Genomic DNA, 22,763 nt, shown 5'->3' with positions numbered 1-22,763 from the left:
GTGGGAGCCGACCTTGTCGGCGATCCCGCGGCAGCGGGCCGGTGTCCCACGTCCTCGTCTTCACGGCATGCGCTCTCCTGAAGGTTTCGACACCCTGCGTCCACGCGTGCTTCATGGCCGCCATGCGACATCGAGCGAACCTCTCCACCACCGGGTGACCACGATGACACCCCTTTCGAAACACATGTTCGCGACGTCGCTCGTTGAAAGCGGCTGAGACCCGATCAGGGCAAGACGATGGAGGTCGAGCGCGGCGTCTCCATGGCGCATGTATCGCGCAGGTGGACGAGCGTCCGCTCGACCCTTTCCTCCGTCTGCGCCGCCGTCGTATCCACGGGTACGATCGATTCATAGCCACGAACGTGGGCATCCAGCACCGTGGCGAGGATGCACGAGTCGGTGGCGATGCCGGTGACCACGAGACGGCGCACGTCGAGGAATGAAAGCAGCGACGGTAGCGCCGTCTCGAACAACGCCGAGTGCCTCGGCTTCACCAGCTTGAGGTCGGTGGGCGCGGGAGCCAGCGCGGTGGCGACCTCGCGGCCGGCACCTTCGGAACCGCGCACGAAATCGACCAGTTCATCGAAGCCGTCCTGCCAGCGGCTGAAGTTGTCGTTGACGTAGATGACGGGTGCGCCGTGCGCGTGGAAGCGGTCACGCAGGGCGACGATGGCAGGGACGATGGACACGGTGTGCGCGGCGAGCTCGTCGCCGCCGGGGAAGTCGAAAGTATTGAATACATCCAGGATCAACAGTGCGGGCGAATGGCTCAAGGGTGCCTCTCTCGATGCTAGCGCCGATATTGCCGACCAGGATGAGCGCGTTCCCGCAAACGGCGCGTGATAGTCATCCCTCATGCGCACGCCATCGACATGGCGCCCGTGCAGCCTTCACGCCCGATGGCCTACCGTCGTGGCCTTGCCGACACGCGGAGTGAACCCATGAAAGCCGTCGTATTCCACGCCATAGGCGACATCCGGCTCGACGAGGTACCCGAGCCTTCCATCGAATCCGATACCGACGCCATCGTGCGCCTTACCTCGTCCGCTATCTGCGGAACCGACCTGCACTTCATTCGTGGAACGATGGCGGGCGTCGAGCCCGGGACCATCCTCGGGCACGAAGGCGTGGGCGTGGTCGAGGCGCTCGGAGACGGCGTGCGCAACCTCGAAGTCGGCGACCGTGTCGTCGTGCCTTCGACCGTCGCCTGCGGCTATTGTTCCTACTGCCGGGCCGGTTACTACGCGCAGTGCGACAACGCCAATCCCAATGGACCCGGCACGGCGTTCTACGGTGGCCCGAAAGAGGCCGGCGGACTGAACGGGATGCAAGCGGAGAAGGTCCGCGTGCCATTCGCCAACGTCAACCTGGTGAAGCTGCCGGATGAGGTGAGCGACGACGAAGCCATCCTCATCTCCGACATCTTCCCCACCGGCTATTTCGGCGCGGACATGGCGGATATCGAGCCAGGGCATACCGTGGCCGTCCTCGGCTGCGGCCCGGTCGGACAGTTCACCATCGCCTCGGCGAAGCTGCTGGGTGCCGGTCGTATCTTCGCCATCGACCAGCATGAGGACCGCCTTGCGATGGCGCGGGCACAAGGCGCGGAAACGGTGGATCTCAGCCGCGAAGACCCCGTGGAGACGGTGAAGCGGCTGACCGGCGGCATCGGCGTGGACGCGGTGATTGACGCGGTCGGCGTGGACGCCCAGCATGCGCACGAGGGGCCGGCCGCGGGAAAGCCCGCGCCGGGCGAGGCAAGGGACGCATCGCCCGCGGCCAAGACCGATGGTCCCGCATGGGAAGCCGGCGATGCGCCGATGCAGGCGCTGGCATGGGCGGTCGAGATGGTGGCCAAGGCGGGAACCGTATCGATCATCGGCGTGTATCCACCCACGGACAACCTGTTCCCGATCGGCGCCGCCATGAACAAGAACCTCACCATCCGCATGGGCAACTGCAACCACCGCAAGTACGTGCCCATGCTCGTGGAGCTGGTGCGCTCGGGGCAGGTGGTGCCGACACGGATATTGACCCAGCGGGAACCCCTGGCCGGAGCGATCGATGCGTACGAAGCGTTCGACCAGCGGCGGCCCGGCTGGATCAAGGTGGAATTGCTGCCGGGCCATTCCCCGGCCGAGGGCCGGAATGGCTGACCAGGAAACGCCGCGCACGCTCGGGGAAGCGGGCTTCCGTCGCGAAGCCGGGCATGCACTTAGCACGCCGCTGGGAAGCCTGCTGTTGCGGGCGGAACTGATCGACCATTACCTGCGCCAGGACAAGGTTCCGCAGGCCCAGGACGCGGTCGCCGCGCTGCTTCGCGACTTCGACACCTTCGGCCGCCACTTCCGTTCCGTGTTTTCCGCGATGGCCGATATCGCCGAGGAAGGTGGGAAACACGGTAGCCCGCGCGAGAGTCTCGCGGAGGCCCTGGCGGGACTGGGCGAAGAGGACGTCGCCGTCGACTATCGCGGCCTGTCGCCGTCCGTGTCGGTGCCTGCGGCGGCCTTGACGGCACTGATGCGGCGTCTCGCCCTGTTGGCCAAGGAAACGCATGCGAATGCCGTGACGCTCACCGGTACCGTGGCTGGCGGGGAATGCCTGTTGTCTTTGGCCGGCGTGGGCGGCGATCCGGTCGCGGAGGAAAGGCAACCGTTCGAATCGGATCGCAGCCTGCATCTGTGGACGGCCAGCGAAATCTCCGCCCGCCATGGCGGCCGCCTGGTGATCGCGGCGGCCACCGATACGATCGTCCGGGTCATCCTGCCGATCGCCTAGCTTCCCTGGGTAGAGATCCGCCCGTCGATCCGGATGACGCGCATATTTTCCTCATGTGTCCCGGAATCGGGGCGTGGACAGGCCGGGCGGCGCGCCACGGTACCGGGCAAGCTTGTTGTAGATCGTCTTGGTGCTGATCCCCAGCCGCCGCGCCGCCGCCGTGCGATCGCCCTTGCACGCGGCCAGCGCGCGCAGGATCGCTTCTCGTTCGATATCGGCGAGGGTGCCCGTCGCGGGCCCGGCGTCCGGCATGGCCACCAGCGACTCGACCGGCCGCTGCAGCACGAGCAGGTCGCCGCCCTGGAGGTACGCCCGCTGGACGACCTGGCGCAGTTCGCGCACGTTGCCAGTCCATGCGTAACCCTGCAAGGCGTCGAAGGCGCGGACCGCGAAACGCCTGGCCGTACCGTATTCCGCATTCAATTCGTCCAGGATGCCGTGCGCGATGACCTCCACGTCTTGTGGACGCTCGCGCAAGCCAGGCATCCGGAGTTCATAGCCGGCCACGCGGAAATACAGGTCCGCGCGTAAACGGCCTTCGGCCACCGCGTCGCGTGGTACCCGATTGGTCGCCGCGACCAGGCGCACGTCCACCTTGCGCGGCGAGCGACCGCCGAGCGGAGTGATCTCGCCGGACTCGAGGAAGCGGAGCAGGGCCGCCTGCACGCCGTGCGGTGCTTCCGCGATCTCGTCGAGGAACAGCGTGCCGCCGTCGGCCTGGGCGATGAGTCCCGCATGGTTTTCCACGGCGCCGGTAAAGCTGCCGCGCTGGTGGCCGAACAGCTGGCTCGACAGCAGGTCGGGTGCGAGCGTGGCGCAGTTGATCGCGACGAAACGGCCCGTGCGGCCGCTACGGTCATGCACCAGGCGCGCCGCCAGCTCCTTTCCCGTACCGCTCTCCCCATGCAGGAGGAGCGGGAACCGGCTCGGTGCGACCGCATGCAGTTCCTGCAACGCGGCGCACATGGCCGGGGAATCGCCCAGCAAGCGACCACGAGGATCGGTAGCTACCGTGATGGAGCGGGTCTTCGGGGCCTGTGCGAGCAGTTCGCGGAAGGCCGAGAAGCGAAAAGGCTTGGTCAGGACGCCCAGCGTGCCCGGCACGCTCTTTCCCGCCCAGTTCGCCAGCGCGGCGTTGCCGCTCATGACGATCTTGCGGGTGTCGACGAGGCGGGGTTCCGACAGCAACTCCAGGCCACAGCCGTCGGGTAGCCCTATGTCCACCAGCGCGCAGTCGAACCTGTGCATTCCGGCGGCTTCGACGGCCTCGCCCAGTGTCATCACCGGATGGGCTTCGAATCCCACCTCCCGCGCGAATTCGCTGGCCCGTTCGGCGAATGGGCGGTCATCGTCGAGGATCAGCAGGCTACCTGCGGGCATGGCTACCATGTCGTTCGTCGGGAAGGTGAAGAGGTTGCAAGAACGACAACGTGGGGCCTTCATCGTGATGAACCGGTCAAGGTTCCGTGCGGAGCGATGCGGCGGACGACGATCCTTCCCCTGCCAGCCCGGGTCATGCGGGACGCATGACCCGGGTGGTACCGCCCCGTTACCGGCCGGGGTCCTGGCCGAGCGTGCCCAGGTCGGCGCCGGTCACCGGATCGCGCGTGGGATCGGACTTGCCACGGATGGCGAACGCATCCACGGCGGTGCGTTCTTCCGCCGTGAGCTCCACGTCGGCGTGGCCGTCGCCCCCGTCCACCGGCAGGCTGTCTTCGGTCGGCGTGATGACTTCGCTGAAGGCCTTGCCTTCGCACCAGGGGCCCGCGCGGTCGCCTTCGCCGCGTGAGGTGTTCACGTAGGTGTCGCTGAAGCGCGGATCGCCCGGCAGCTTGCCCGGCGGGAAACTCTTGTCCATCGAATACAGGGCTTTCTCGAACGACTTCTGGTGCGAGATCTCCCGGGTCATGAGGAAGGTGAGCGCGTCGCGCACGCCGGGATCGTCGGTGACATTGATGAGCCGCTCGTAGACGATCTTCGTCCGGGCCTCGGCGGCGATGTTGGAGCGCAGGTCGGCCGTGGGCTCGCCGATCGAGTCGACGTAGGCGGCGGTCCATGGCACGCCCGCCGAATTCACCAGGGCAGGGCCGCCGCCATACAGCACCTGGGTGACATGACTGTCGTTACCGGCGCCTTGCAGCGCGCGGAACATCTCCGCCTGCTGGTCCACCGTTTCCGCGAGCAGGCCCTTGGCGCCGCGATTGAGCATGGCCACGATCGAACCGATGACCTCGAGGTGGCTGAGTTCCTCCGTGGCGATGTCGAGCAGCATGTCCTTGCGACCCGGATCTTCCTCGGCAAGCGCCTGGGTGAAATAACGCATGGCCGCGGCGAGTTCCCCCTGCGGCCCGCCGAACTGCTCGAGCATGAGGTTGGCAAGCCCGGGGTTGGACTCGCTGACGCGCACGGTGTACTGGAGACGCTTGTTGTGGTTGAACATGCTGGCTTCGCTCCTGGCTGGCGGAGCCGCCATCTTTTCCAATGCGAGGTGCAGCACGAGGTCAGCATGCGTGAGGGCGATTGCACGCTGCTGAACCGGCAGGCCGATCCGTCATCGGGACATCACGCTTCATCGCTCCGGCGTCCACCGATGGTCCGCGACGATGGGCCTCCCTCGACAAGGAGCACCATCATGGCCGAACTGAAAGAGAACCTGCTCGACTGGCTTCGCGACGCCCACGCGATGGAGCAGCAAGCGGAGCAGATGCTCAGGGCACAGGCTGGCCGGATCGAGCACTACCCCGCGGTGAAGCAACGCATCGAGCAGCACCTGGAGGAAACCCTTGGCCAGCAGGCCTTGTTGAAGGCATGCATCGAACGGCTCGGCGGCAGTACCTCGGGCATGAAGGACCTGATGGGCAAGGTGATGGCGTTCGGCCAGGCGGTGGGCGGGATGACCAATTCGGACGAGATCGTGAAGGGTGCGATTTCCAGTTACGTGTTCGAGAACCTGGAGATCGCCACCTATACGGCGTTGATCGCGGCGGCCAGGACGGTGGGCGACACCGAAACCCAGCGCACGTGCGAGCAGATCCTGCCGCAGGAACAGGCCATGGCGAAATGGGTGCTCGACCACCTGCCCGAGCTGACCGAGGAATTCCTGGTGCGCGACGCCACTCCCGATGTCGAGGCGAAGCGCTGAGGGAGGGCGATGCGACTCGCCTTCCGGCGTTCCCTTAGCCGTGCCCCGCGCGCCGAATGGTGCCCTTGCGCGTCGCCACGCGGTCGACCCGCCACGCGTTCACGATCAGCGCAAGACCGAGCAGGGCGGCCAGGCCGAACAGCACCGCTGCCCATGTCGGCAAGTCGTGCGCGCCGTTGCGCGTGAGCAGCGCGGCGCCGACGATCAACGCGGAAGAGATCAGGCCGACGCTGATGCGGTTGGCGATCTTTTGCAGATTTTCGATCAGGTGCGACTCCTCCAGCCCGTCGACGCGGATACGCAGGTCGTTGTCCGCCAGCGTATCGACGAAGCGGGACAACTTCGATGGCACCCCGTGACCCAACGCGTAGACATCGAGCGCCATGGCGGCGACGCCGGTCTTGGAGGCATGGTCGCCGAATTGCTTCACGAGCAGCGACTCCAGCTGTTCCTCGACGATCCGCCGCGTGGGCAAGGAAGGATCGAGCGCGCAGAGTGTCGCTTCGAGGTTGATCAGCGTCTTGCCCAGCACGCTCAGTTCCGGTGGCGGCTGCAAGCCACATTCCGCACCCCGCGAGGTGAGGTCCAGCAGCAGCGAGCCTTCGGCAAAGGCGCGGTCTTCGCCACGGGCCGCATAACGGCCGACCAGGCTGCGCACGGCGCGGCGGTAACGCTGCCGGTCATAGTCGGGCAGGCGCCTCCCCATCGACTCGCACAGGTCGGCCACGATGTCACCGTCACTGTTGATCGCATGCAACATGATCCGCAGCAGGGTGACCCGTGCCGTCCGCGACAGGTAGGTGATCATGCCGGCATCGATCACCGCGAGTCGCCCGTCGTCGTCGATCAACACGTTGCCCGGATGCGGATCGGCATGGACGCGGCCCTGCGCGAACACCTGGTCGAGGTAGGCACGCATCAGTGCCTCGCCGAGCACGCGTCCCTGGTCGGCGCCCGCCGTCCCTGGCGCCACCTTGCGCCCGCTGATCAGGTCCATGGTGAGCACGCGATGGGTGCTTAGCCTGCGGTGTGGCTTCGGTACCGTCAGTGACGGATAAAGCGCGAAGACGCGGCCGAGCGCGTCGAGATTGTCCGCCTCGGCGAGAAAATCCAGTTCCTCCGCCAGTGCGTCGCGGAGGGCGGCGACCCAGTCTTCGATGCCGAGCCTGCGCCCGGCGTCGGTATAGCCTTCCGCTAGCCGCGCCACCCTGGCCAGGAGATCGAGGTCCGAAGCCACGTCCGCTTCGATGCCGGGACGCTGTACCTTGACCGCCACGCGGGTGCCGTCCAGAAGATGAGCGGCATGGACCTGGGCGAGTGATCCGGCGGCGAGGGGTTTTTCGTCGAAGTCCGCGTAGAGCGTCGACACCGGTGCGCCCAATTCCTGTTCGACCAGGGCTGTGATCGCGCGCACGGGCACTTCGACGACGGCGTCCTGCATGCGTTGCAAGGCCACGAGGTAGGGCGGGGCGACGAGGTCGGGCCGCGTCGAGAGCGCCTGGGCCAGCTTGATGAACGCCGGCCCCAGCGATTCGATGTCCCGCGCGAACTGCTCCGGGGAGGCCGTGTCGCGTTCGGGTGCCGTCGCCATCGGGTCCGTCGGCGAACGAAGCACGCCGGCGCGTCGGTATTTAAGGACGAAGGAAGCGATCTGCCTGTACCGCCGGGTCGATGCCAGCATGGGAGTCTCCACGAGGACGCGGATGCCGCGCCGTGGCGTCCCATCTTCCGCGTCGCTGGTGATGCCACGGTGGACGCCCCCGTGTAAGAGTTACCACCCTCCGCAGGAAACTCTTGCCGCCCCGGGTGGCGATTCGCCTGTCCCGGGGCGCGTGCTTCCATGCTTTCACCGACACCCGGGCGTTGGCACGAGGTTTGAATGCAAGGCGGCATGGACAACGAAACACATACCCCCATCATGCTTTATCTCCCCCTTGCCCAGCGGAACAACGTCTTTCCCTGGGAGGTCTTCCACGATACCCATCGCATGGGCACGTTCGCCACGCAAGACGAGTGTTTCCGGCATGCGCTGCGGCTGGCCGACAGTCTCGGTCGCCGGACCGGCCGCCGGGTTCGCCTGAAGGTCGAAGGCGACAACGGCGCCTGGGAATCCGTCGATGCTTTCGTTCCCGGTGGCGTCGAGGCGTAGCACGTATTCGGGGCATTCACGCGATGCATCTGATCGCATGACAAGTCCCTCCCTAGCATGGATGCTTTCCAACCAGCGCGGAGATCACCATGGCGGTAAAAACGATCGAAGACCTCTTCATTCATGAGCTCTCGGATATCTACAGCGCGGAGAAGCAACTGACCAAGGCCTTGCCGCGCCTTGCCCGTGCCGCTACGGCGCCCGAGTTGAAACAGGCATTCGAGACCCATCTGGAGGAAACCCAGGGGCAGGTGGAACGCATCGACCAAATCGTCGACGCGCTCGGCATCCGGCTCAAGCGCATCAAGTGCGCGGCGATGGAAGGCCTCGTGGAGGAAGGCAAGGAAGTGATCGAGGAAGTCGAAGCCGGCGCATTGCGCGATGCGGCTCTCATTGGCGGCGCGCAAAAGGTCGAGCATTACGAGATCGCCTCGTACGGCACGCTTTCGGCGATCGCGAAACAACTCGGCTACGAGGACGCGTTGCCCTTGCTGCAGGCCACGCTCAAGGAAGAAAAGGCGACCGACGAGAAACTGACGATGTTGGCCGAGCAGGCGGGCAACCAGCGCGCCGCGGAGAAATCGAAAGCCGCCTGATCTTTCAACCGAGACCTCACGCCCCCGCGGTGCTCCGAAGGGAGACCGCAGGGGCGGAGGCGCGCAGCCGGGACGCTGGCGGAATCCGATCCGCAACGTTGGAGAGAGGAGGTGGAACCCATGGGGCGCATCGCACGAACCGTATTCAGCGAACCAGGCGACATCCAACGTATCGAGTGCGTCGTCGACGAACTCGCCGTCAATGCGCGTGTACGCTTGCATCTCGTGGTGGGCGACCCTGTGGAAGGCGTCGTCGCGGTCACGCCGACGATCCAGGTGTTCAAGACCGCGGACGACCAGGAGGGCATCAACGGCACCGTGAAGCTCGTTGATCCGCGAAAACCCCAGTGGAGCGCATTGGTCTGGCTGGGCGACATCATGCGCGTCGAGCACCTCGATTCGGTGACCACGGGGTCATCGAAAGCGTGATCGGTGACCGTACCGGTGCCGATGGTCGGAGTTCCGCCGGTGCCCCCGCGATGTTGGGTGCACGGCGGCCGTACGTCGGACGTCCGTGATCGCGCTGATGTCGCTGAACGGGAGGGGCGTCTTGCCTCCTCGCCGGCGATATGCGCTAATGCGAACCATTCGCATTATTTTCACCATGGCTTCGGTCCAAAGCATCCATCGCACCGTCGACGACCTCTACAGCGACCACCACGGGTGGTTGCTCGGATGGATGCGCCGCCGGCTGGGCGGCGGCCCGCACGCCGATGATCTCGCCCAGGACACCTTCGTCAGGATTCTCTCGAAACCCGAGGCGATTGTCGTCCGCGAGCCACGCGCCTTCCTCACCACGATCGCGCAGCGGGTACTGGCCAACCACTACCGGCGCCAGGACGTGGAGAGGGCATGGCTGGAAACATTGAGTTCGTTGCCGGAATCCTCCGTGCCTTCGCCCGAAGTGCAGGCCATGGTGCTCGAGACACTGCTTGAGATCGCCCGGCGCCTGGATGGCCTGCCGCGGCCGGTTCGCCGTGCCTTCCTGCTCAGCCAGCTCGACGGCCTGGGTCATGCCGCCATTGCCGCCGAGCTACGCGTCTCCGTCACCACGGTCAAGCGCTACATCGTGCGCGCGGGCCAGCAGTGCTACTTCCCCGAAGACTGACGCCATCGTGTCTTCCGCCGCCTCCGAACCGACGACGCGCATCGCGCCGGCCATCGCCCGGCAGGCGGTCGAATGGATGGTCGAGCTGCAGTCGGAAGGAGCAGGCGATGCCACCCGCCAGGCGTGGGAACGCTGGCTGCGTGCGCATCCCGACCACCTGCGTGCGTGGCAGCGTATCGAAGCCACGAACGGTCGCCTGCACACCGTCCCCACGCCACTGGCACATGCGGTCCTCTCCGCGCCGGATTCGCCCGGCCGCCGCCGTGCACTGAAGACGTTAGGCCTTCTTGCCGCCGTCGGTGGTGCGGGATGGATCGCCGGGCGCCGCGTGCCATGGCAGGCGTGGATCGCAGACGCGCGCACCGGGCCGGGCGAACGACGCACCGTCGTGCTTCCCGACGCGACGCAGGTGGTGCTCAACACCGACAGCGCCATCGACGTGCGCTTCGATGGAGGGCGACGCATGCTGCGCCTGGTGCGTGGCGAGATCATGGTGACCACCGGACATCCGCCCGGCGACACACGTCCCTTCGGGATCGAGACGGAACACGGCCGCCTGCGCCCCTTGGGCACGCGGTTCAGCGTGCGCCTCGACGATGACGCCACGCGTGTCGCGGTCTATTCCGGATCGGTGGAAGTCGACACGCGCGAGGCGGCCCATCCGCGAATCATCCCTGCCGGACAACGAACACGCTTCACCGGTTCGGCGATCTCGCCGCTCGTTCCCGCCGACGAGAACGACACCGCGTGGCTGGACGGCATGCTCGTGGTGCGCGACATGCCGCTGGCCGATTTCGTGGCGGAACTGGCCCGCTACCGGCCCGGCCATGTCGCCTGCGATCCCGCGGTCGCCGGCGTGCTGGTATCCGGCACGTATCCCCTGGCCGATACCGACCGCATCCTGGCGATCCTCGAGAAGAGCCTGCCGGTGGCCGTCCATTACCGCACCCACTACTGGGTGCGCGTCGTTCCCCGTGCCGCCTGAGCGACCGCCGGCCTGGAGTGGTCCGTTTTCGATTCTCGCGTGACATAGAAGGCAATCGTCTTCGATGTTCTCCGGAATCCCCCATGACCCAACGTTCCACCCCACGGCCGTCGCCGCTCGCCCGCGCGGTCGCCTCCCTCTGCCTGGGCGCGGCCGTCGCCTCCTTCGTGCCGGCCGCGGGTGCCTGGGCGCAGGATGCCAACACCACGCCACGCTGGACCGTGCCCGCGGGTCCGCTCGACCAGGCCTTGAACCGGTTCGGCCGCCAGGCGGGCGTGCTGCTGTCGTACACGAGCGAATTGACACGCAACCTGCGCAGTGCCGGCGTCGAGGGCACGATGGACACGGACGAGGCGTTGCGGGCGTTGCTGCGGGGGACGGGACTGGAAGCGGCGGCGCAGCCGGATGGCGGCTATGTCCTGCGTCGCGCCGACATCGTTTCCACAAGCGTGCCCAGACCCGCTACCAATGCGGGTGCCGGCACGCGACGTTCCGTCATGCTGGACGAGACGCGTGTCGTGGCGAACGCGGGGAGCTACGTCGCGCATCGCACGTCGACGGGCGCGAAGACGGACATGCCTCTGATCGAACTGCCGCAGACGATTTCCGTCATCAGTCGTGAACAGATCGAAGCGCAACAAGCCCAGACCTTGCGCGCCGTGTTGCGTTACGCACCCGGTGTGACCATCAGCGACGACAACGACGACCGCCTGGACAGCATCAGCGCCCGCGGCTTTGCCCTGGATCAATACCTGGACGGCCTGAAACTGCTCGCCGGTACCTGGGCGGTGCCGAAGGTGGAGCCGTACCTCATGGAACGCGCGGTGGTGCTGGAAGGGCCCGCGTCCGTCCTGTACGGCCAGGCATCGCCGGGCGGCATCATCGACGTGGTCAGCAAGCGTCCGACGGATACGCCGCTGCATGAAGTGCAGTTGCAGTTCGGTACATCGTCCCGGCGCCAGGCCAATGTCGACCTAGGCGGACCGCTCGCTGGCAGCGGCCACTGGTCGTACCGGCTCACCGGCGTGGTCAGGGACACCGACCTGGACGCGAAACATACCAAGGAGCGGCGCGTGGCGATCGCGCCCGCGCTCACCTGGAAACCCGACGACCGGACCCGTCTCACGATCCTCGCCAGCTATCTGCACGACCCGGATGGCGGCGTGTGGTCGATCCTGCCTTACCAAGGGACCCTGCTGCCCAATCCCAACGGGCGCATTCCACGCGATTTCTATACCGGCGACACCGGCTTCGAATCGTTCAAGCGTACGCAATACCAGCTCGGCTACGAGTTCGAGCATGTGTTCGACGAGACCTGGCGTTTCCGCCAGAACTTCCGCGTGGCGCGCAACACCACGAATTACGATTCCGTGCAGGGACTCAACCTGCGAGCGGACCTACGCACCCTCAACCGGCAGACCTATATGTCGGACGAGCGCCTGCGCACGCTCAACCTCGACAACCAGTGGGAAGCGCGCTTCGATACCGGCTCGATCAAGCACACGGTGTTGCTCGGCGCGGACGTGCAACGAATCCTCTGGGACAACTTCACCCGCTACGGTGGCGCGCCCACGCTGGATATCCTGCATCCGGATTACCGCCAGGCGATCGTGGTGCCGCCGCGGTTCCAGGACGCGAGCCAGGGGCAGGGCCAGCTCGGCGTCTATGCGCAGGACCAGATACGTGCCGGCCGTTGGTCGGTGATGCTGAGCGCACGCCGGGACGCCTCGCGCAGCGACAACGACAACCACGTGGCGAACACCTGGACCCGGCAGACCGACCATGCGACCACCTGGCGGGCCGGCGTCACCTACCTGTTGGACAACGGGCTGGCTCCCTATGCCAGCGTCTCCACTTCGTTCCAGCCGACCCTCGGCACGGACGCCCACGGCCAGGCCTTCGTGCCGACGACGGGACGGCAGAAGGAGATCGGCATCAAGTACCAGCCTCGTGGTGTCGATGCGTACCTTGCGTTGTCGGCCTACGAACTCACCCAGCAGAACGTTTCCACGGCGGACCCGGCCAACGTCAACTTCAACATCCAGACCGGCGAGGTCCGCTCGCGTGGCATCGAGTTGTCCGGCACGGCGAGCCTTGCGCAGGGGCTCAACCTGCGCGCGTCCTATGGCTATCTCGACAACGAGATCACCCGCGCCACGACCGCCATCCAGGGTAACCACCAGGCCGACGTACCTGCGCACCAGGCTTCCGCATGGCTCGATTACACCGTTCGCGGCGGCTCGCTGGCCGGACTCGGCCTCGGCGGTGGCGTGCGCTGGACCGGCAAGGCATACGCCACCACGGCCAACACGGTGACCATGCCCTCGTACACCACGGTCGACGCCATGCTGCGTTACGACCTAGGACGATTGAACCCCGATCTCGACGGCTGGCGTCTCGCGGTGAACGCCGCGAACCTGCTGGACAAGCGCTACGTGTCGTACTGCGCGGCCATCGGCTGCCGCTGGGGGCTTCGCCGCAACGTGATGGCGACGGTGGCATACGCATGGTGAGGAACTTCCGTTCGTGGACGCGGGTGCACAGCTGGACCAGCCTCGCCTGCACGTTGTTCCTGCTGGTCCTTTGCATCACCGGACTGCCACTGGTGTTCCACGAGGAAATCGACGCCTGGGCCGCACCCTCGGTACCGGCGTCACGTCAGCCCGATGGCACGCCCGATGCTCCCCTGGCGAAGATCGTCGCTTCCGCACAGGCGCGCTACCCGGGCCAATACATCCAGGCGATGTCGTGGAAGCAGGGCGGCCCGCATACGGTGATGGTGTACATGGCGAAGGAGCCACGGTCGGCGTTGGGCGGTTACCACGTCTTGTCCATCGACGCCCGAACGGCGGTCGTGCTGGACGAACCCCGGCAACGCGCGCGGGTCACGCAATGGTTGCTGGCCTTCCACCGCGAGCTGTTCGCGGGATTGCCCGGCATGCTGCTGTTGTGCGTCATGGGTATGTCGTTCGTGGTCTCCGTCGTCTCCGGCGTGCTGATCTACGGGCCGTTCACCCAAAAGGCCGGGTTTGGCGAGATCCGCCGGAACCGGTCGAAACGCGCGAAGTGGCTCGACCTGCACAACCTGCTCGGCATCGTGCTTCTCGCATGGACCCTCGTGGTCGGTGTCACCGGCGTGGTGAACACGTTGGCCGATCCCTTGTTCGCCTATTGGCGCACGGGCCGCCTGGCGGAGATGCTGGCTCCGTGGCACGACAAGCCCATGCTCGTTCCGCTGGTGTCGCTCGACACGGCGGTGGCCGCCGCGCGGCACGCGGTGCCTGGCACGAGTCCGGAGAGCGTGGCCTTTCCATACTCCGCCTACGGCAGCCCGCACCACTACATGATCTGGATGCAGGGCGAAACGCCACTCACCTCGCGCTTGCTGACCCCGGTGCTGGTCGAGGTGGAAAGCGGCGAGGTGACCGACGCACGCGGGCTACCGTGGTACCTGCGCGCCCTGGAACTGTCGCGCCCCTTGCACTTCGGCGACTACGGCGGCTTGCCCCTGAAGCTGCTCTGGGCGGCCTTCGACCTGTTCACGATCGCCGTCCTGGTGACGGGCCTGTACCTCTGGCGCGAGCGTCGCAAGCGTCCTCGCGGTGACGGAGCGACCGCATGAACCATCGACCCGGATCGCGCGGGGGCGTATGGCGATGGCCTGCCGCGATGGCCATGCTGACGCTCGCCGGCCTGTTCATGGCGTTACTAGGTAACAACGCGTTCTTTCGCATCGCGGCGTGGATCGCCCTGGCCGTGCCGATCGCCGTCATCGGCTGGAAACTGAGGGCAGGGCGGAAGTAACCACCGCCCATGAATTGGCCTACTATCGCGCGATGAATACATCGCAGTCACAGCGCGGAAGTCTCGCATGCGTCGGCATGGGCATGACCCTGGGCTCCCACCTGACGCCGCTGGCCCGCAGCCATATCGAGCAAGCGGACGTGGTGTTCGCGGCGCTGTCCGACGGCATCGTGGAGGCGTGGCTGCATCGCATGCACGGCGACGTGCGCAGCCTGCAGCCGTATTACGAGGAAGGCAAGTCGCGGATGACGACCTACCGCGAGTGGGTCGACCTGATGATGACCGAGGTACGAGCCGGCAAGCGTGTCTGCGGCGTCTTCTACGGTCATCCGGGCATCTTCGCCTGGTCGCCGCACAAGGCGGTCGAGGTCGCCCGCGCGGAGGGTTTCGTCGCGCACATGGAGCCCGGCATCTCCGCCGAGGACTGCCTGTATGCGGATCTCGGCATCGACCCGGGCCGCTTCGGCTGCCAGCACTTCGAGGCCAGCCAGTTGCTGTTCTATGAGCGCCGCATCGATCCCACGGCCTACCTCGTGCTATGGCAGGTGGGTGTCGTCGGCGACAGGTCGCTGGCACGGCTCCGCACGGACGGGTCTTACCGGCAGGTACTCGTGGACGTGTTGGGCCACGACTATCCACTGGACCACGAAATCATCGTCTACCGCGCAGCGACGCTCCCCATCCAGAAGCCGGGCATTCGCCGCGTCCTCTTGCGCGACCTGCCGCATGTTCCCCTGGCTCCCGAGGAAACGGTGGTCCTTCCACCGGCTGTCGCCTTGAAGGCGAACCTGGCCATCCGGAAGCGGCTGGCCGCCCTGGACGCGCTGGACACGTCGCCCGCGCGGTAAAGAAACGCCGGGGACTGCCGTCACAGTGTGAAAGCGCTCGCAGGGAGCAGGGAGAAGACCATGCCGGATACGATCGAATTGCTGGAGGCCATCGGCCGCGACGCGTCGTTGCGTCATATATCGGCCGAGGACCTGGCCAGCCTCCTGCGGCAGGTCCAGGCGAGCGAGGCTCTCACGAAGGCCGTGGTCTCGGGCGATCGTTCGTGGTTGTCCGGGGAATTCGGGTCGATCCTCATGCACACGACGCACATCTCCCAGTTCCCCGGCCACGAGGACGACGAGCCGGATCACGACGACGGTGACGAAGACGGCAACGAGGACGACGAGGGAGAGGGGCGCGGCGACGAGCCTTCCCGTCTCCCGGCGGTCGCCCGCGACGAACCGGGTCCGCAGCCGTAGCGATGTCGGCATGTCCCGGGCGATGAGCCGTCTCCGGTCACGCGCGACAGGCGTCGCGCTGGCCTGGTGCGTGCTGGTGTCGCCGGGACTCGCCACGGCATCCATAACCGACCCGGCGTCGTTCCTGGAGCAGACGGAAGCGCTGCGTACGAAGGACCATTCGCGATTCGTCGAGATGCTGCGGCAGATACGTCGTGAAGGCGCATCGCTGGGCAAGCCGCAGCAATGGCATCTGCGTTATCTCGATGCATGGGAAACCATGTTCGAGGGTGATTACACGCGGTCCGAGGCCCAGCTGCGCGACATCATCGACCATTCCGGCGATGTCACGCTCGCTGCCAAGGCGTCGGCATTGCTCCTGAGCAACCTGGGTGCCAATCGGCGCTACGACGAGGCTTTCGCGCTCGCCAATCGCCTGGTCGACGACCTGCCGCGGATCGACGATCCGCTGGCTCGCTCGATGCTGCTGATGAACCTGTCGCAGATGTTCAACCTGGCCGGCCAGACCGACCTCGCCATCCAGTATGCCGGCATGATGGAAAACGCCGTCCCTCCTGGCGAAACCCTGTGTTATCCCTTTTCCCTGCGGGCCGCGGCGCTGAACAACACCGGGCGGCTGACCTCGTCCAGCCCCGAGCTGACGAAGGCCATCGACACGTGTGTCGCGGCGCGGCAGCCTATCCTTGCCAACACCATGTGGCTCGTCCTCGGCGACCGCTTCATAGAGGAAGGGGAGCCGCGCAAGACCCTGGCCCTTCTGGAGCGTATCGGGCCGAGCATCCGCGCCAGCGATTACTACGCACACCTGCTTTCCTCGCAGGTGCAGCGGGCCAGGGCGAACGAGAAGCTCGGCAATGTGGACGATGCCAGGAAGGCGGCGCTCGCCGCCCTGGCGATGGGTGACGACGCCGAGATGAGCGAGTGGATACGGGACGCCTATGGCGTGCTTTACCGGATCGAGAAAAGGCAAGGCCACGCTGCGGCGGCATTGTCGTATTACGAGCGCTATGTCGCCCAGGACAAGGGTTATCTGGACGACATCACCGCGAGGGACCTCGCGTTCGAACTGAGCAAGCAACATCTGCTCACGCAAAAGCTCGAGACGGAGCGGCTCGCCCGGCAGAACAGCATGCTCCGCTTGCAGAAGGCGCTGGAGACCAAGGCGGTCGAGACCAGCCGGCTGTACATCGTCCTGCTGCTCCTGTTCCTGGCGTCCGTGGTGTTCTGGTTGTTGCGGACCAAGCGATCGCAGCTCCGCTTCAAGAAGCTGTCATGGCACGACGGCCTCACCGGCATCTTCAATCGCCAGCATTTCATGAGCGAGGCCGAGCGCATACTGCGCTTGCTGGAGAGGCGGTCTGGCGAGGCTTGCCTGGTCTTCATCGACCTGGATCATTTCAAGCAGATCAACGATACGCATGGCCATGCCATGGGCGATCTCGTGCTCAAGCACGCGGTGGCCATCTGTGGGCAGCAACTGCATCCGGGCGACGTGTTCGGCCGCCTGGGTGGCGAGGAATTCGGCATGTTGCTCGTCGGCTGTCCCAAGGAGCGGGGCATGCTCGTCGCCGATCGCATCCGCATGGCGATCGAAGCGTCGCCGGTCACCGAGGAAGGCTGTGTCGTGTCGTTCTCCACGAGCGCCGGCCTGGCCGCCACCGCGACGTGCGGCTACGACCTGCAACGGCTTTGCCGTGAAGCGGACATGGCCCTCTATAAGGCAAAGCGTGCCGGACGCAACCGCGTGATGGCGGATACGTCTGGCAGCTTTGCCGAATCCTAGGCGATCAGAGGTCGAACGACGCGGAGACGTAGAACGTACGCGGCGTGCCCTGGGTCAGGTAGCCGCCGTTGGCGGAGGCCCAGTAGCCCTTGTTGGTCACGTTCTGCACCGTGAAGCGGAAGGTCACCGGCACGCCTTCGAGGTGCGTCGTGGTGCGGGCGCCCAGGTCGTAGGTCGTCCACGCCGGTACGTCCAGCGTATTGGCGGTGTCCAGGTACTGCTTGCCCGTGCGTACGGCGCGGGCGCTGAGGGTGACGTCCGGCGTGTTCGGGATGTCCCACTCCACGCCCGCATTGGCCTGGAAGCGCGGTACGCCGATGCCATCGTTGCCGTCGTTCAGGCCACCCTGGGTCTTCACCAGCTCGGGCTTGATGTAGTTGGCCCCGCCAAGCACGCGCACGCCATCGACCGGCTGGCCGAAGAAGCTCCACTCGATGCCACGGTTACGCTGTTCGCCATCCACCACGAAGGTGTTGGCACCGTTGACATAGGCGCTGGGTTGCTTGATCTGGAACAGCCCGAGGCTGCTGCCGATCGTGCCCGCGTCCCACTTCACGCCGATCTCGTTCTGCTTGGACTTGTAGGGCGCGAAGACCTGGCCGGCATTGGTGACCGGCCGGTTGTTGAAGGTCTCCGGTGCCTGGTCGCCCTGGGTCAGCGCTTCGATATGGTTGGCGTAGATCGACCACTGGTCGGCAAGGCGGAAGTTCACGCCGGCGATGGGCGTGGTCGTGTACTGCTCGTATTCGGAGTTCTTCGCGCCATCCACGCCGTCGATCGCATAGGCATAGCCGATGGTATGCAGTTTCTGGCGCCGGGCGCCGAGCGTCACCTGCAGGCGGTCGTCCATGAAACCGAGCGTGTCGGACACGGCGAGGCTGCGCAGTTGCGTGCGGCCGGTGATGCCGGGGTCGCTGATCGGGCCGACGTCATAGGCGAAGTCGGGCACCGGCGCATAAGTGGGCGAATAGATGTTGGTATGGATCGGGTCGAGCGATCCGGCATAGGCGGCTTTCTTGCGGAAGCTCAGGGCCGAGAAGCCGATGTTCACCCGGTGGGTGACCTCGCCGGTGTCGAAGTGCGCGTTGAAGCCGGCTTCACCCGTGGCGGTGTCCGCGATGTACGGCACGGTGAAGCGCGATTCGGTCGCGTTGCCGGCGGTATCCACGAGCGTCGGGCTGACGTAGTCGCCGAACTCGTTGCCATGGTGCGCGCCCGCGGCCACGTATCCGGTGAGCCACGGGGTGAAATCATACTCGGCGCGGACCACGCCGAAGGTGTCTTCCAGCGAGGAATTGGACCAGGGCTGGGCATAGTTGGTCTTTGCGGACGGCGCACGCGGCACGCGATCGAGGCCGCTGGCGTAGACCACGGCGCGGCCGCCGGTGATGACCTGTTTCTGGTAGCCGATATCGGTGGTGACACGCAGCTTCTCGCCCTGGTAGTCGAACGCGACCGAAGCGGCCGTGACGCGACGCTGCTCGCCGTCGATGGCGGTGTTGCCATCACGATGGACGGCATTCACACGCACGCCGAAGGCATCGCCGGCGCCGAAGCGGCGACCGATATCCACGCTGCCGCCCACCTGGCTGTCGCTGCCCCAATCCAGGCCGACGCGGGTGATCGGCTGCGCTTCCGCGCGCTTGGGCGCGATGTTGATGTTGCCGCCGACGCCGGAGCCCCCGGGACTGATGCCGTTGAGGAATGCGCTGGCCCCCTTGAACACTTCCACGCGGCTGACCAGTTCCGGCGCGAGCAGTTGGCGGGGCAGCAGGCCGTAGAGTCCATCGAAAGCGATGTCGTCGCTATAGACCTGGAAGCCACGGATGGTGAAGGTCTGCGAGAAATTGCCATAACCGAAACCGGTGCGCACGGCGGGGTCGTTGGAGACCACGTCGCCGAGGGTGCGCGCCTGCTGGTTGCGGATCAGCGTGTCGGTGTAGCTGGTGATCGCGAAGGGGACATTCATCGAGTCCTGGTTGCCCAGCACGCCGAAACGTCCACCGCGGGCGACCTGCCCACCGGCGTATGCCGCGGTGGGCGCGGCGACGCTGGCCTCCACCTGCACGCCTGACAAGGTGGTGCTGTTGTCACGCGCCTTCTGCTGCGCGTCGGTGCCGTCGGCGGCATGGGCCGGGGGCGCCAGCAGCACGAGGCCGGCGAGGGCGGCCGAGACGGAAAGGGTGAGGACATGACGGCGGAACGGGACGGCGGACATGGAACTCCCAACGGACATCGAGTGTGTGAATGCGAATGTAAATGAGAACCGATCTCAATTATCGCGCATTCTTCACGTGCTGCAAAGCAACCCGATGTCGCGGGAGATTTTCAGAAGAACCTGTAGTTGAAGCTCACCGTGAAACTGCTCGGCGGGGCGTAGTAGAGGTTGCTGAACTCGTCGAGCACGAAGTACTTTCGATTCAGCAGGTTGTCCGCGTTGACCTGCACCGACGCCTGCTTGCCGATGGCGTAGCGGGCCATCGCGCCGAGCAGCATCACCGAGGACTGGTCGAGCCGTTGCGGGCCGTTCGGGCCGTCGACCTGGGCATGGCTGGCCGATTGCCAGTTGGCGCCCCCGCCGATCGTCAGGCGGTTCCATGCGCCGGGCAGGCGATAGGTGGTGAACAGGCGGATCAGGGTACGCGGCAACGCCGTGCGCAACGCGCCGCCGTTCTGGGGCGCCTTCACGTTGAAGTGCGACCAGCCGAACGTGCCGTTCCAGGATTCCGACATATCGCCCGAGGCTTCGAATTCATAGCCGCGTGACTTCGTCCCGTTCACCGCGTTGTATGCCTGCGTCCGCCCGTCGGGCAGGTACTCGCCCACCGCCGCCTCCGCCACGTTGTCCTGGCGCGTCTCGAACAGGGTCAGCGAGGTGTTCAACGCGCCGTCGAAATGCCGGCCCTTGATGCCCACCTCGCGGCTGCTGCCGAGCACGGGATCGAGGAAGCCGCCGTCGGCGCGGCGATTGCTTTGCGGGTCGAAGATCTGCGTGTAACTCGCGAACGCCGAGTAGGTGCCGTCGATGTCGTAGATCAGGCCGGCATACGGTACCGTCTTCGTATGTTCGTGGTGATACACGCCGCTGGTGCTGTCGTTGGTGTCGTTCTTCCAGCGGCTGTAGCGCGCGCCGAGGATCAGTTTCAACGGATCGGCCAACGACAGGCGCGCCGCCGTGTAGATACCGCCCTGGTCGGTATGCGTGGCGCTGTATGGCGTCTTGTCCACGGCGAAGTCGGGATAGGGATAGCTGCCGTTCCATTGCAGGAAGTTGCCGACGCCCGGCAGATCGCCGTGTTCGCGTTCCCACGAATCCTGCGTGTAGTGCGAGCCGCTGACGCCGACCACCAGTTCGTGCTCACGGCCCCAGGCCTGGAACGGCCCGGACGCGTAGACGTCGAGCAGGTTCTGCCTGCCGGCATCGGTACCCCGGTAGGCGAAGGGCGTGATGCCCTCGCCGGTTTCGCGGTTGGGAAACCCGTAGACGTAGAACAGCGCGTCGTCGCCATCGGTTTCGCGGCGGCTGGCCATGACACGCAACTGCCAGCCGTTGTCGAAGCTGTGCCTGAGGTCGGCGAAGGCGGTCCGCGTCGTGTTGTCCCAATAGGTCCAGTCGGCGGCGCTGGTGAAACCGCGCGGCCATTCGATGAATCCGCCGGTGTCGTCGAAGACGGGATAGGAGCCCCAGGTGACGCCCTTGGGCGTGGTGCGCTGGTAGTCGAAGCCGAGGCTGAGCACGGTATCGCTGCCCAGGTCAGCGTCGACGACGCCATAGAACACGCTCTTCTTGGTGCTGTAGCGGTCGAGGTACGAGTCGCCGTCCTCGTAGGCGGCCACCACGCGGCCACGCACGCTGCCGGAGGCGTTCAGGGGCGTGGATAGATCGAACGTGCCCCGGCGCGTGTCCCACGATCCATAGCTGAGGGAGGCATCCGCCTGGAGTGTACGGCTGTCGGCACGCTTGCGGACGAAGTTGATCATGGCCGACGGACTGCCCGCGCCGCTCATGAGGCCGGTGGCACCGCGTACCACCTCGACGCGTTCATAGATGGCGGTGTCCAGGCTGCCGTCGGCGGAGCTGGAGTTGAGTCCGGCAGCGATGGGCACGCCGTCGTACGCCATGTTCTCGATCTGGAAGCCGCGTGCATAGAACACCACGCGCTCGGTATCGTAGGCGCTCGACGAAACACCCGTGGTGTTGTCCAGCACGTCGCGCACGTTGGTGAGGTTCTGGTCCTCGATGCGTTGTTCGGTGACGATGCTGATCGATTGAGGCGTGTCCTGCGGCGTCAACGACAGGCGAGTGGCGGCGGAACTCTGTTCGGCGGCATAGGTGGGCGCGCGCTGGCCCTTGACGGCGACGGCATCGAGCGTGGTGGCGGCATCCGGGGCGGTGGTCGCCGATTGCGCGAATGCGCCGAAAGGCAATGCCGCGGACAGGCAAACGGCGAGCACGGTCGGCCGCGGCCGATGGGAGTGGGTCGGGAACATGATGGGTAGCCCCTAGGCGTTGGACGAAGGGCACCGATGGGGCCCGCGTGGTTCAGTCGACTGGCTCGCTAGGGGCTGGCTGGTCGTATCGCGGTGGTATTCTACATAATTCCCACAGGCTTCAACCCATGGCACTCAAATCCACGGTCTTCAAGGCCGACCTGCAGGTCAGCGACATGGACCGGCATTACTACCAGGCCCATGCGTTGACCATCGCCCAGCATCCGTCCGAGACCGACGAGCGGATGATGGTCCGGGTGCTGGCGTTCGCCCTGAATGCCGACGATGCCCTCGTGTTCGGCAAGGGGCTCAGTTCGGACGACGAGCCGGACCTGTGGCGCAAGGAACTGACCGGCGAGGTCGACCTGTGGATCGAGATCGGCCAGCCGGACGAACAACGCATCCGCCGCGCCGCTGGCCGCTCGAAGCGCGTGATCGTCTATACCTATAGCGGGCGCAGCGCCGAGGTGTGGTGGAAGAAGACATCCGCCGCCGTCGCACGCACGAAGAACGTCTCGGTGATCGACGTCGCGCCGTCCACCGTGGAAGCGCTGGCCGCGTTGACTCAGCGATCGATGCAGATCCAGTTCATGGTGCAGGACGGCCAGGCCCAGGTCATCGGCGGCGACGCGGTGGTTCCGGTGGAACTGAACACGCTGGCCTGACGCGATGCGCCGCGT

21 protein-coding genes are annotated in these 22,763 nt (G+C 66.0%); 15 read left to right on the top strand and 6 right to left on the bottom strand.

Translation table 11 applies throughout. The features are described from left to right. Positions 1–224: 224 nt before the first annotated feature. On the bottom strand, positions 225–773 hold the full coding sequence (locus ACR9ZJ_RS00475) for a cysteine hydrolase family protein (RefSeq protein ID WP_481286474.1): 549 nt from the start codon (positions 771–773) through the stop codon (positions 225–227). 168 nt (positions 774–941) lie between these two features. Here ACR9ZJ_RS00475 and ACR9ZJ_RS00470 point away from each other — a divergent pair, with 168 nt between their 5' ends. Both ACR9ZJ_RS00470 and ACR9ZJ_RS00465 read left to right on the top strand, forming a co-directional pair. Further along, on the top strand, positions 942–2,156 hold the full coding sequence (locus tag ACR9ZJ_RS00470) for a zinc-dependent alcohol dehydrogenase (RefSeq protein WP_481286473.1): 1,215 nt from the start codon (positions 942–944) through the stop codon (positions 2,154–2,156). Next, positions 2,149–2,778, top strand: a complete 630-nt coding sequence (locus tag ACR9ZJ_RS00465) for a hypothetical protein (RefSeq protein WP_481286472.1) — start codon at positions 2,149–2,151, stop codon at positions 2,776–2,778. Before ACR9ZJ_RS00470 ends, ACR9ZJ_RS00465 begins: the two co-directional genes overlap by 8 nt. Before the next feature lie 51 nt (positions 2,779–2,829). Here the strand turns inward: ACR9ZJ_RS00465 and ACR9ZJ_RS00460 are convergent, their stop codons facing one another. Together ACR9ZJ_RS00460 and ACR9ZJ_RS00455 are read right to left on the bottom strand one after the other, a co-directional pair. Continuing rightward, the gene (locus ACR9ZJ_RS00460; RefSeq protein WP_481286471.1) at positions 2,830–4,158 is read right to left on the bottom strand and encodes a sigma-54-dependent transcriptional regulator; all 1,329 of its coding nucleotides are present in this window, start codon (positions 4,156–4,158) and stop codon (positions 2,830–2,832) included. A gap of 169 nt (positions 4,159–4,327) precedes the next feature. Continuing rightward, on the bottom strand, positions 4,328–5,218 hold the full coding sequence (locus tag ACR9ZJ_RS00455) for a manganese catalase family protein (protein WP_481286470.1): 891 nt from the start codon (positions 5,216–5,218) through the stop codon (positions 4,328–4,330). Between the two features lie 192 nt (positions 5,219–5,410). Here ACR9ZJ_RS00455 and ACR9ZJ_RS00450 point away from each other — a divergent pair, with 192 nt between their 5' ends. Then, positions 5,411–5,920, top strand: a complete 510-nt coding sequence (locus ACR9ZJ_RS00450) for a ferritin-like domain-containing protein (RefSeq protein WP_481280351.1) — start codon at positions 5,411–5,413, stop codon at positions 5,918–5,920. 34 nt (positions 5,921–5,954) lie between these two features. Here ACR9ZJ_RS00450 and ACR9ZJ_RS00445 read toward each other — a convergent pair whose 3' ends face one another. Continuing rightward, positions 5,955–7,601, bottom strand: coding sequence for an ABC1 kinase family protein (locus ACR9ZJ_RS00445; protein WP_481280352.1), 1,647 nt, complete (start codon positions 7,599–7,601; stop codon positions 5,955–5,957). Positions 7,602–7,811: 210 nt separating this feature from the next. On the opposite strand from ACR9ZJ_RS00445, the gene ACR9ZJ_RS00440 reads away from it, so the two are divergent. From ACR9ZJ_RS00440 to ACR9ZJ_RS00390, 11 genes are all read left to right on the top strand, one after another. Beyond that, entirely contained in the window at positions 7,812–8,069 is a 258-nt protein-coding gene (locus ACR9ZJ_RS00440; RefSeq protein ID WP_481286469.1) for a hypothetical protein, read from the top strand. 89 nt (positions 8,070–8,158) lie between these two features. Further along, positions 8,159–8,665 carry a YciE/YciF ferroxidase family protein gene (locus tag ACR9ZJ_RS00435; RefSeq protein ID WP_481280354.1) on the top strand — a complete coding sequence of 169 codons (507 nt, stop codon included), beginning with the start codon at positions 8,159–8,161 and terminating at the stop codon, positions 8,663–8,665. Positions 8,666–8,785: 120 nt separating this feature from the next. After that, entirely contained in the window at positions 8,786–9,094 is a 309-nt protein-coding gene (locus ACR9ZJ_RS00430) for a DUF3247 family protein (protein ID WP_481280355.1), read from the top strand. Positions 9,095–9,269: 175 nt separating this feature from the next. Continuing rightward, entirely contained in the window at positions 9,270–9,773 is a 504-nt protein-coding gene (locus ACR9ZJ_RS00425; protein ID WP_481286468.1) for a sigma-70 family RNA polymerase sigma factor, read from the top strand. A gap of 7 nt (positions 9,774–9,780) precedes the next feature. Beyond that, a complete protein-coding gene (locus ACR9ZJ_RS00420) occupies positions 9,781–10,758 on the top strand; it encodes a FecR domain-containing protein (protein ID WP_481286467.1) in 978 nt (325 codons plus the stop codon). A gap of 83 nt (positions 10,759–10,841) precedes the next feature. Further along, positions 10,842–13,271, top strand: a complete 2,430-nt coding sequence (locus ACR9ZJ_RS00415; RefSeq protein WP_481286466.1) for a TonB-dependent siderophore receptor — start codon at positions 10,842–10,844, stop codon at positions 13,269–13,271. Further along, positions 13,265–14,380, top strand: coding sequence for a PepSY-associated TM helix domain-containing protein (locus tag ACR9ZJ_RS00410; protein ID WP_481286465.1), 1,116 nt, complete (start codon positions 13,265–13,267; stop codon positions 14,378–14,380). The genes ACR9ZJ_RS00415 and ACR9ZJ_RS00410 overlap by 7 nt, the downstream gene beginning before the upstream one ends. Further along, on the top strand, positions 14,377–14,562 hold the full coding sequence (locus ACR9ZJ_RS00405) for a hypothetical protein (RefSeq protein ID WP_481280360.1): 186 nt from the start codon (positions 14,377–14,379) through the stop codon (positions 14,560–14,562). Before ACR9ZJ_RS00410 ends, ACR9ZJ_RS00405 begins: the two co-directional genes overlap by 4 nt. Positions 14,563–14,594: 32 nt before the next feature. Beyond that, positions 14,595–15,410 (top strand): SAM-dependent methyltransferase, encoded by an 816-nt coding sequence (locus ACR9ZJ_RS00400; protein WP_481286464.1) that lies wholly within the window; start codon positions 14,595–14,597, stop codon positions 15,408–15,410. 60 nt (positions 15,411–15,470) lie between these two features. Beyond that, entirely contained in the window at positions 15,471–15,809 is a 339-nt protein-coding gene (locus ACR9ZJ_RS00395; RefSeq protein ID WP_481286463.1) for a hypothetical protein, read from the top strand. A gap of 22 nt (positions 15,810–15,831) precedes the next feature. Continuing rightward, the gene (locus ACR9ZJ_RS00390) at positions 15,832–17,592 is read left to right on the top strand and encodes a tetratricopeptide repeat-containing diguanylate cyclase (protein WP_481286462.1); all 1,761 of its coding nucleotides are present in this window, start codon (positions 15,832–15,834) and stop codon (positions 17,590–17,592) included. 4 nt (positions 17,593–17,596) lie between these two features. Here ACR9ZJ_RS00390 and ACR9ZJ_RS00385 read toward each other — a convergent pair whose 3' ends face one another. Both ACR9ZJ_RS00385 and ACR9ZJ_RS00380 read right to left on the bottom strand, forming a co-directional pair. After that, positions 17,597–19,810 carry a TonB-dependent receptor gene (locus tag ACR9ZJ_RS00385; protein ID WP_481286461.1) on the bottom strand — a complete coding sequence of 738 codons (2,214 nt, stop codon included), beginning with the start codon at positions 19,808–19,810 and terminating at the stop codon, positions 17,597–17,599. 110 nt (positions 19,811–19,920) lie between these two features. Further along, entirely contained in the window at positions 19,921–22,083 is a 2,163-nt protein-coding gene (locus ACR9ZJ_RS00380; protein WP_481286460.1) for a TonB-dependent siderophore receptor, read from the bottom strand. 128 nt (positions 22,084–22,211) lie between these two features. On the opposite strand from ACR9ZJ_RS00380, the gene ACR9ZJ_RS00375 reads away from it, so the two are divergent. Further along, positions 22,212–22,748: a YaeQ family protein gene (locus tag ACR9ZJ_RS00375; protein ID WP_481280366.1), complete on the top strand. Its 537-nt coding sequence runs from the start codon at positions 22,212–22,214 to the stop codon at positions 22,746–22,748. Positions 22,749–22,763 lie beyond the last annotated feature (15 nt).

It is taken from the genome of Luteibacter sp. KNZ12-1A (genome assembly GCF_056755675.1).
The sequence above is the reverse complement of the archived record's forward strand: the minus strand, read 5'-3'. Positions and strand labels throughout refer to the sequence as shown.

Excerpts from the sequence above, each read along its gene's own strand:
- ACR9ZJ_RS00405 (WP_481280360.1), top strand. The coding sequence starts at position 14,377 with ATGAACCATCGACCCGGATCGCGCGGGGGCGTATGGCGATGGCCTGCC.
- ACR9ZJ_RS00400 (WP_481286464.1), top strand. The coding sequence starts at position 14,595 with ATGAATACATCGCAGTCACAGCGCGGAAGTCTCGCATGCGTCGGCATG.
- ACR9ZJ_RS00465 (WP_481286472.1), top strand. The coding sequence starts at position 2,149 with ATGGCTGACCAGGAAACGCCGCGCACGCTCGGGGAAGCGGGCTTCCGT.
- ACR9ZJ_RS00430 (WP_481280355.1), top strand. The coding sequence starts at position 8,786 with ATGGGGCGCATCGCACGAACCGTATTCAGCGAACCAGGCGACATCCAA.
- ACR9ZJ_RS00460 (WP_481286471.1), bottom strand. The coding sequence starts at position 4,158 with ATGCCCGCAGGTAGCCTGCTGATCCTCGACGATGACCGCCCATTCGCC.
- ACR9ZJ_RS00445 (WP_481280352.1), bottom strand. The coding sequence starts at position 7,601 with ATGCTGGCATCGACCCGGCGGTACAGGCAGATCGCTTCCTTCGTCCTT.
- ACR9ZJ_RS00390 (WP_481286462.1), top strand. The coding sequence starts at position 15,832 with ATGAGCCGTCTCCGGTCACGCGCGACAGGCGTCGCGCTGGCCTGGTGC.
- ACR9ZJ_RS00395 (WP_481286463.1), top strand. The coding sequence starts at position 15,471 with ATGCCGGATACGATCGAATTGCTGGAGGCCATCGGCCGCGACGCGTCG.
- ACR9ZJ_RS00375 (WP_481280366.1), top strand. The coding sequence starts at position 22,212 with ATGGCACTCAAATCCACGGTCTTCAAGGCCGACCTGCAGGTCAGCGAC.
- ACR9ZJ_RS00455 (WP_481286470.1), bottom strand. The coding sequence starts at position 5,218 with ATGTTCAACCACAACAAGCGTCTCCAGTACACCGTGCGCGTCAGCGAG.
- ACR9ZJ_RS00435 (WP_481280354.1), top strand. The coding sequence starts at position 8,159 with ATGGCGGTAAAAACGATCGAAGACCTCTTCATTCATGAGCTCTCGGAT.
- ACR9ZJ_RS00440 (WP_481286469.1), top strand. The coding sequence starts at position 7,812 with ATGGACAACGAAACACATACCCCCATCATGCTTTATCTCCCCCTTGCC.
- ACR9ZJ_RS00410 (WP_481286465.1), top strand. The coding sequence starts at position 13,265 with ATGGTGAGGAACTTCCGTTCGTGGACGCGGGTGCACAGCTGGACCAGC.
- ACR9ZJ_RS00450 (WP_481280351.1), top strand. The coding sequence starts at position 5,411 with ATGGCCGAACTGAAAGAGAACCTGCTCGACTGGCTTCGCGACGCCCAC.
- ACR9ZJ_RS00470 (WP_481286473.1), top strand. The coding sequence starts at position 942 with ATGAAAGCCGTCGTATTCCACGCCATAGGCGACATCCGGCTCGACGAG.
- ACR9ZJ_RS00415 (WP_481286466.1), top strand. The coding sequence starts at position 10,842 with ATGACCCAACGTTCCACCCCACGGCCGTCGCCGCTCGCCCGCGCGGTC.
- ACR9ZJ_RS00385 (WP_481286461.1), bottom strand. The coding sequence starts at position 19,810 with ATGTCCGCCGTCCCGTTCCGCCGTCATGTCCTCACCCTTTCCGTCTCG.
- ACR9ZJ_RS00380 (WP_481286460.1), bottom strand. The coding sequence starts at position 22,083 with ATGTTCCCGACCCACTCCCATCGGCCGCGGCCGACCGTGCTCGCCGTT.
- ACR9ZJ_RS00425 (WP_481286468.1), top strand. The coding sequence starts at position 9,270 with ATGGCTTCGGTCCAAAGCATCCATCGCACCGTCGACGACCTCTACAGC.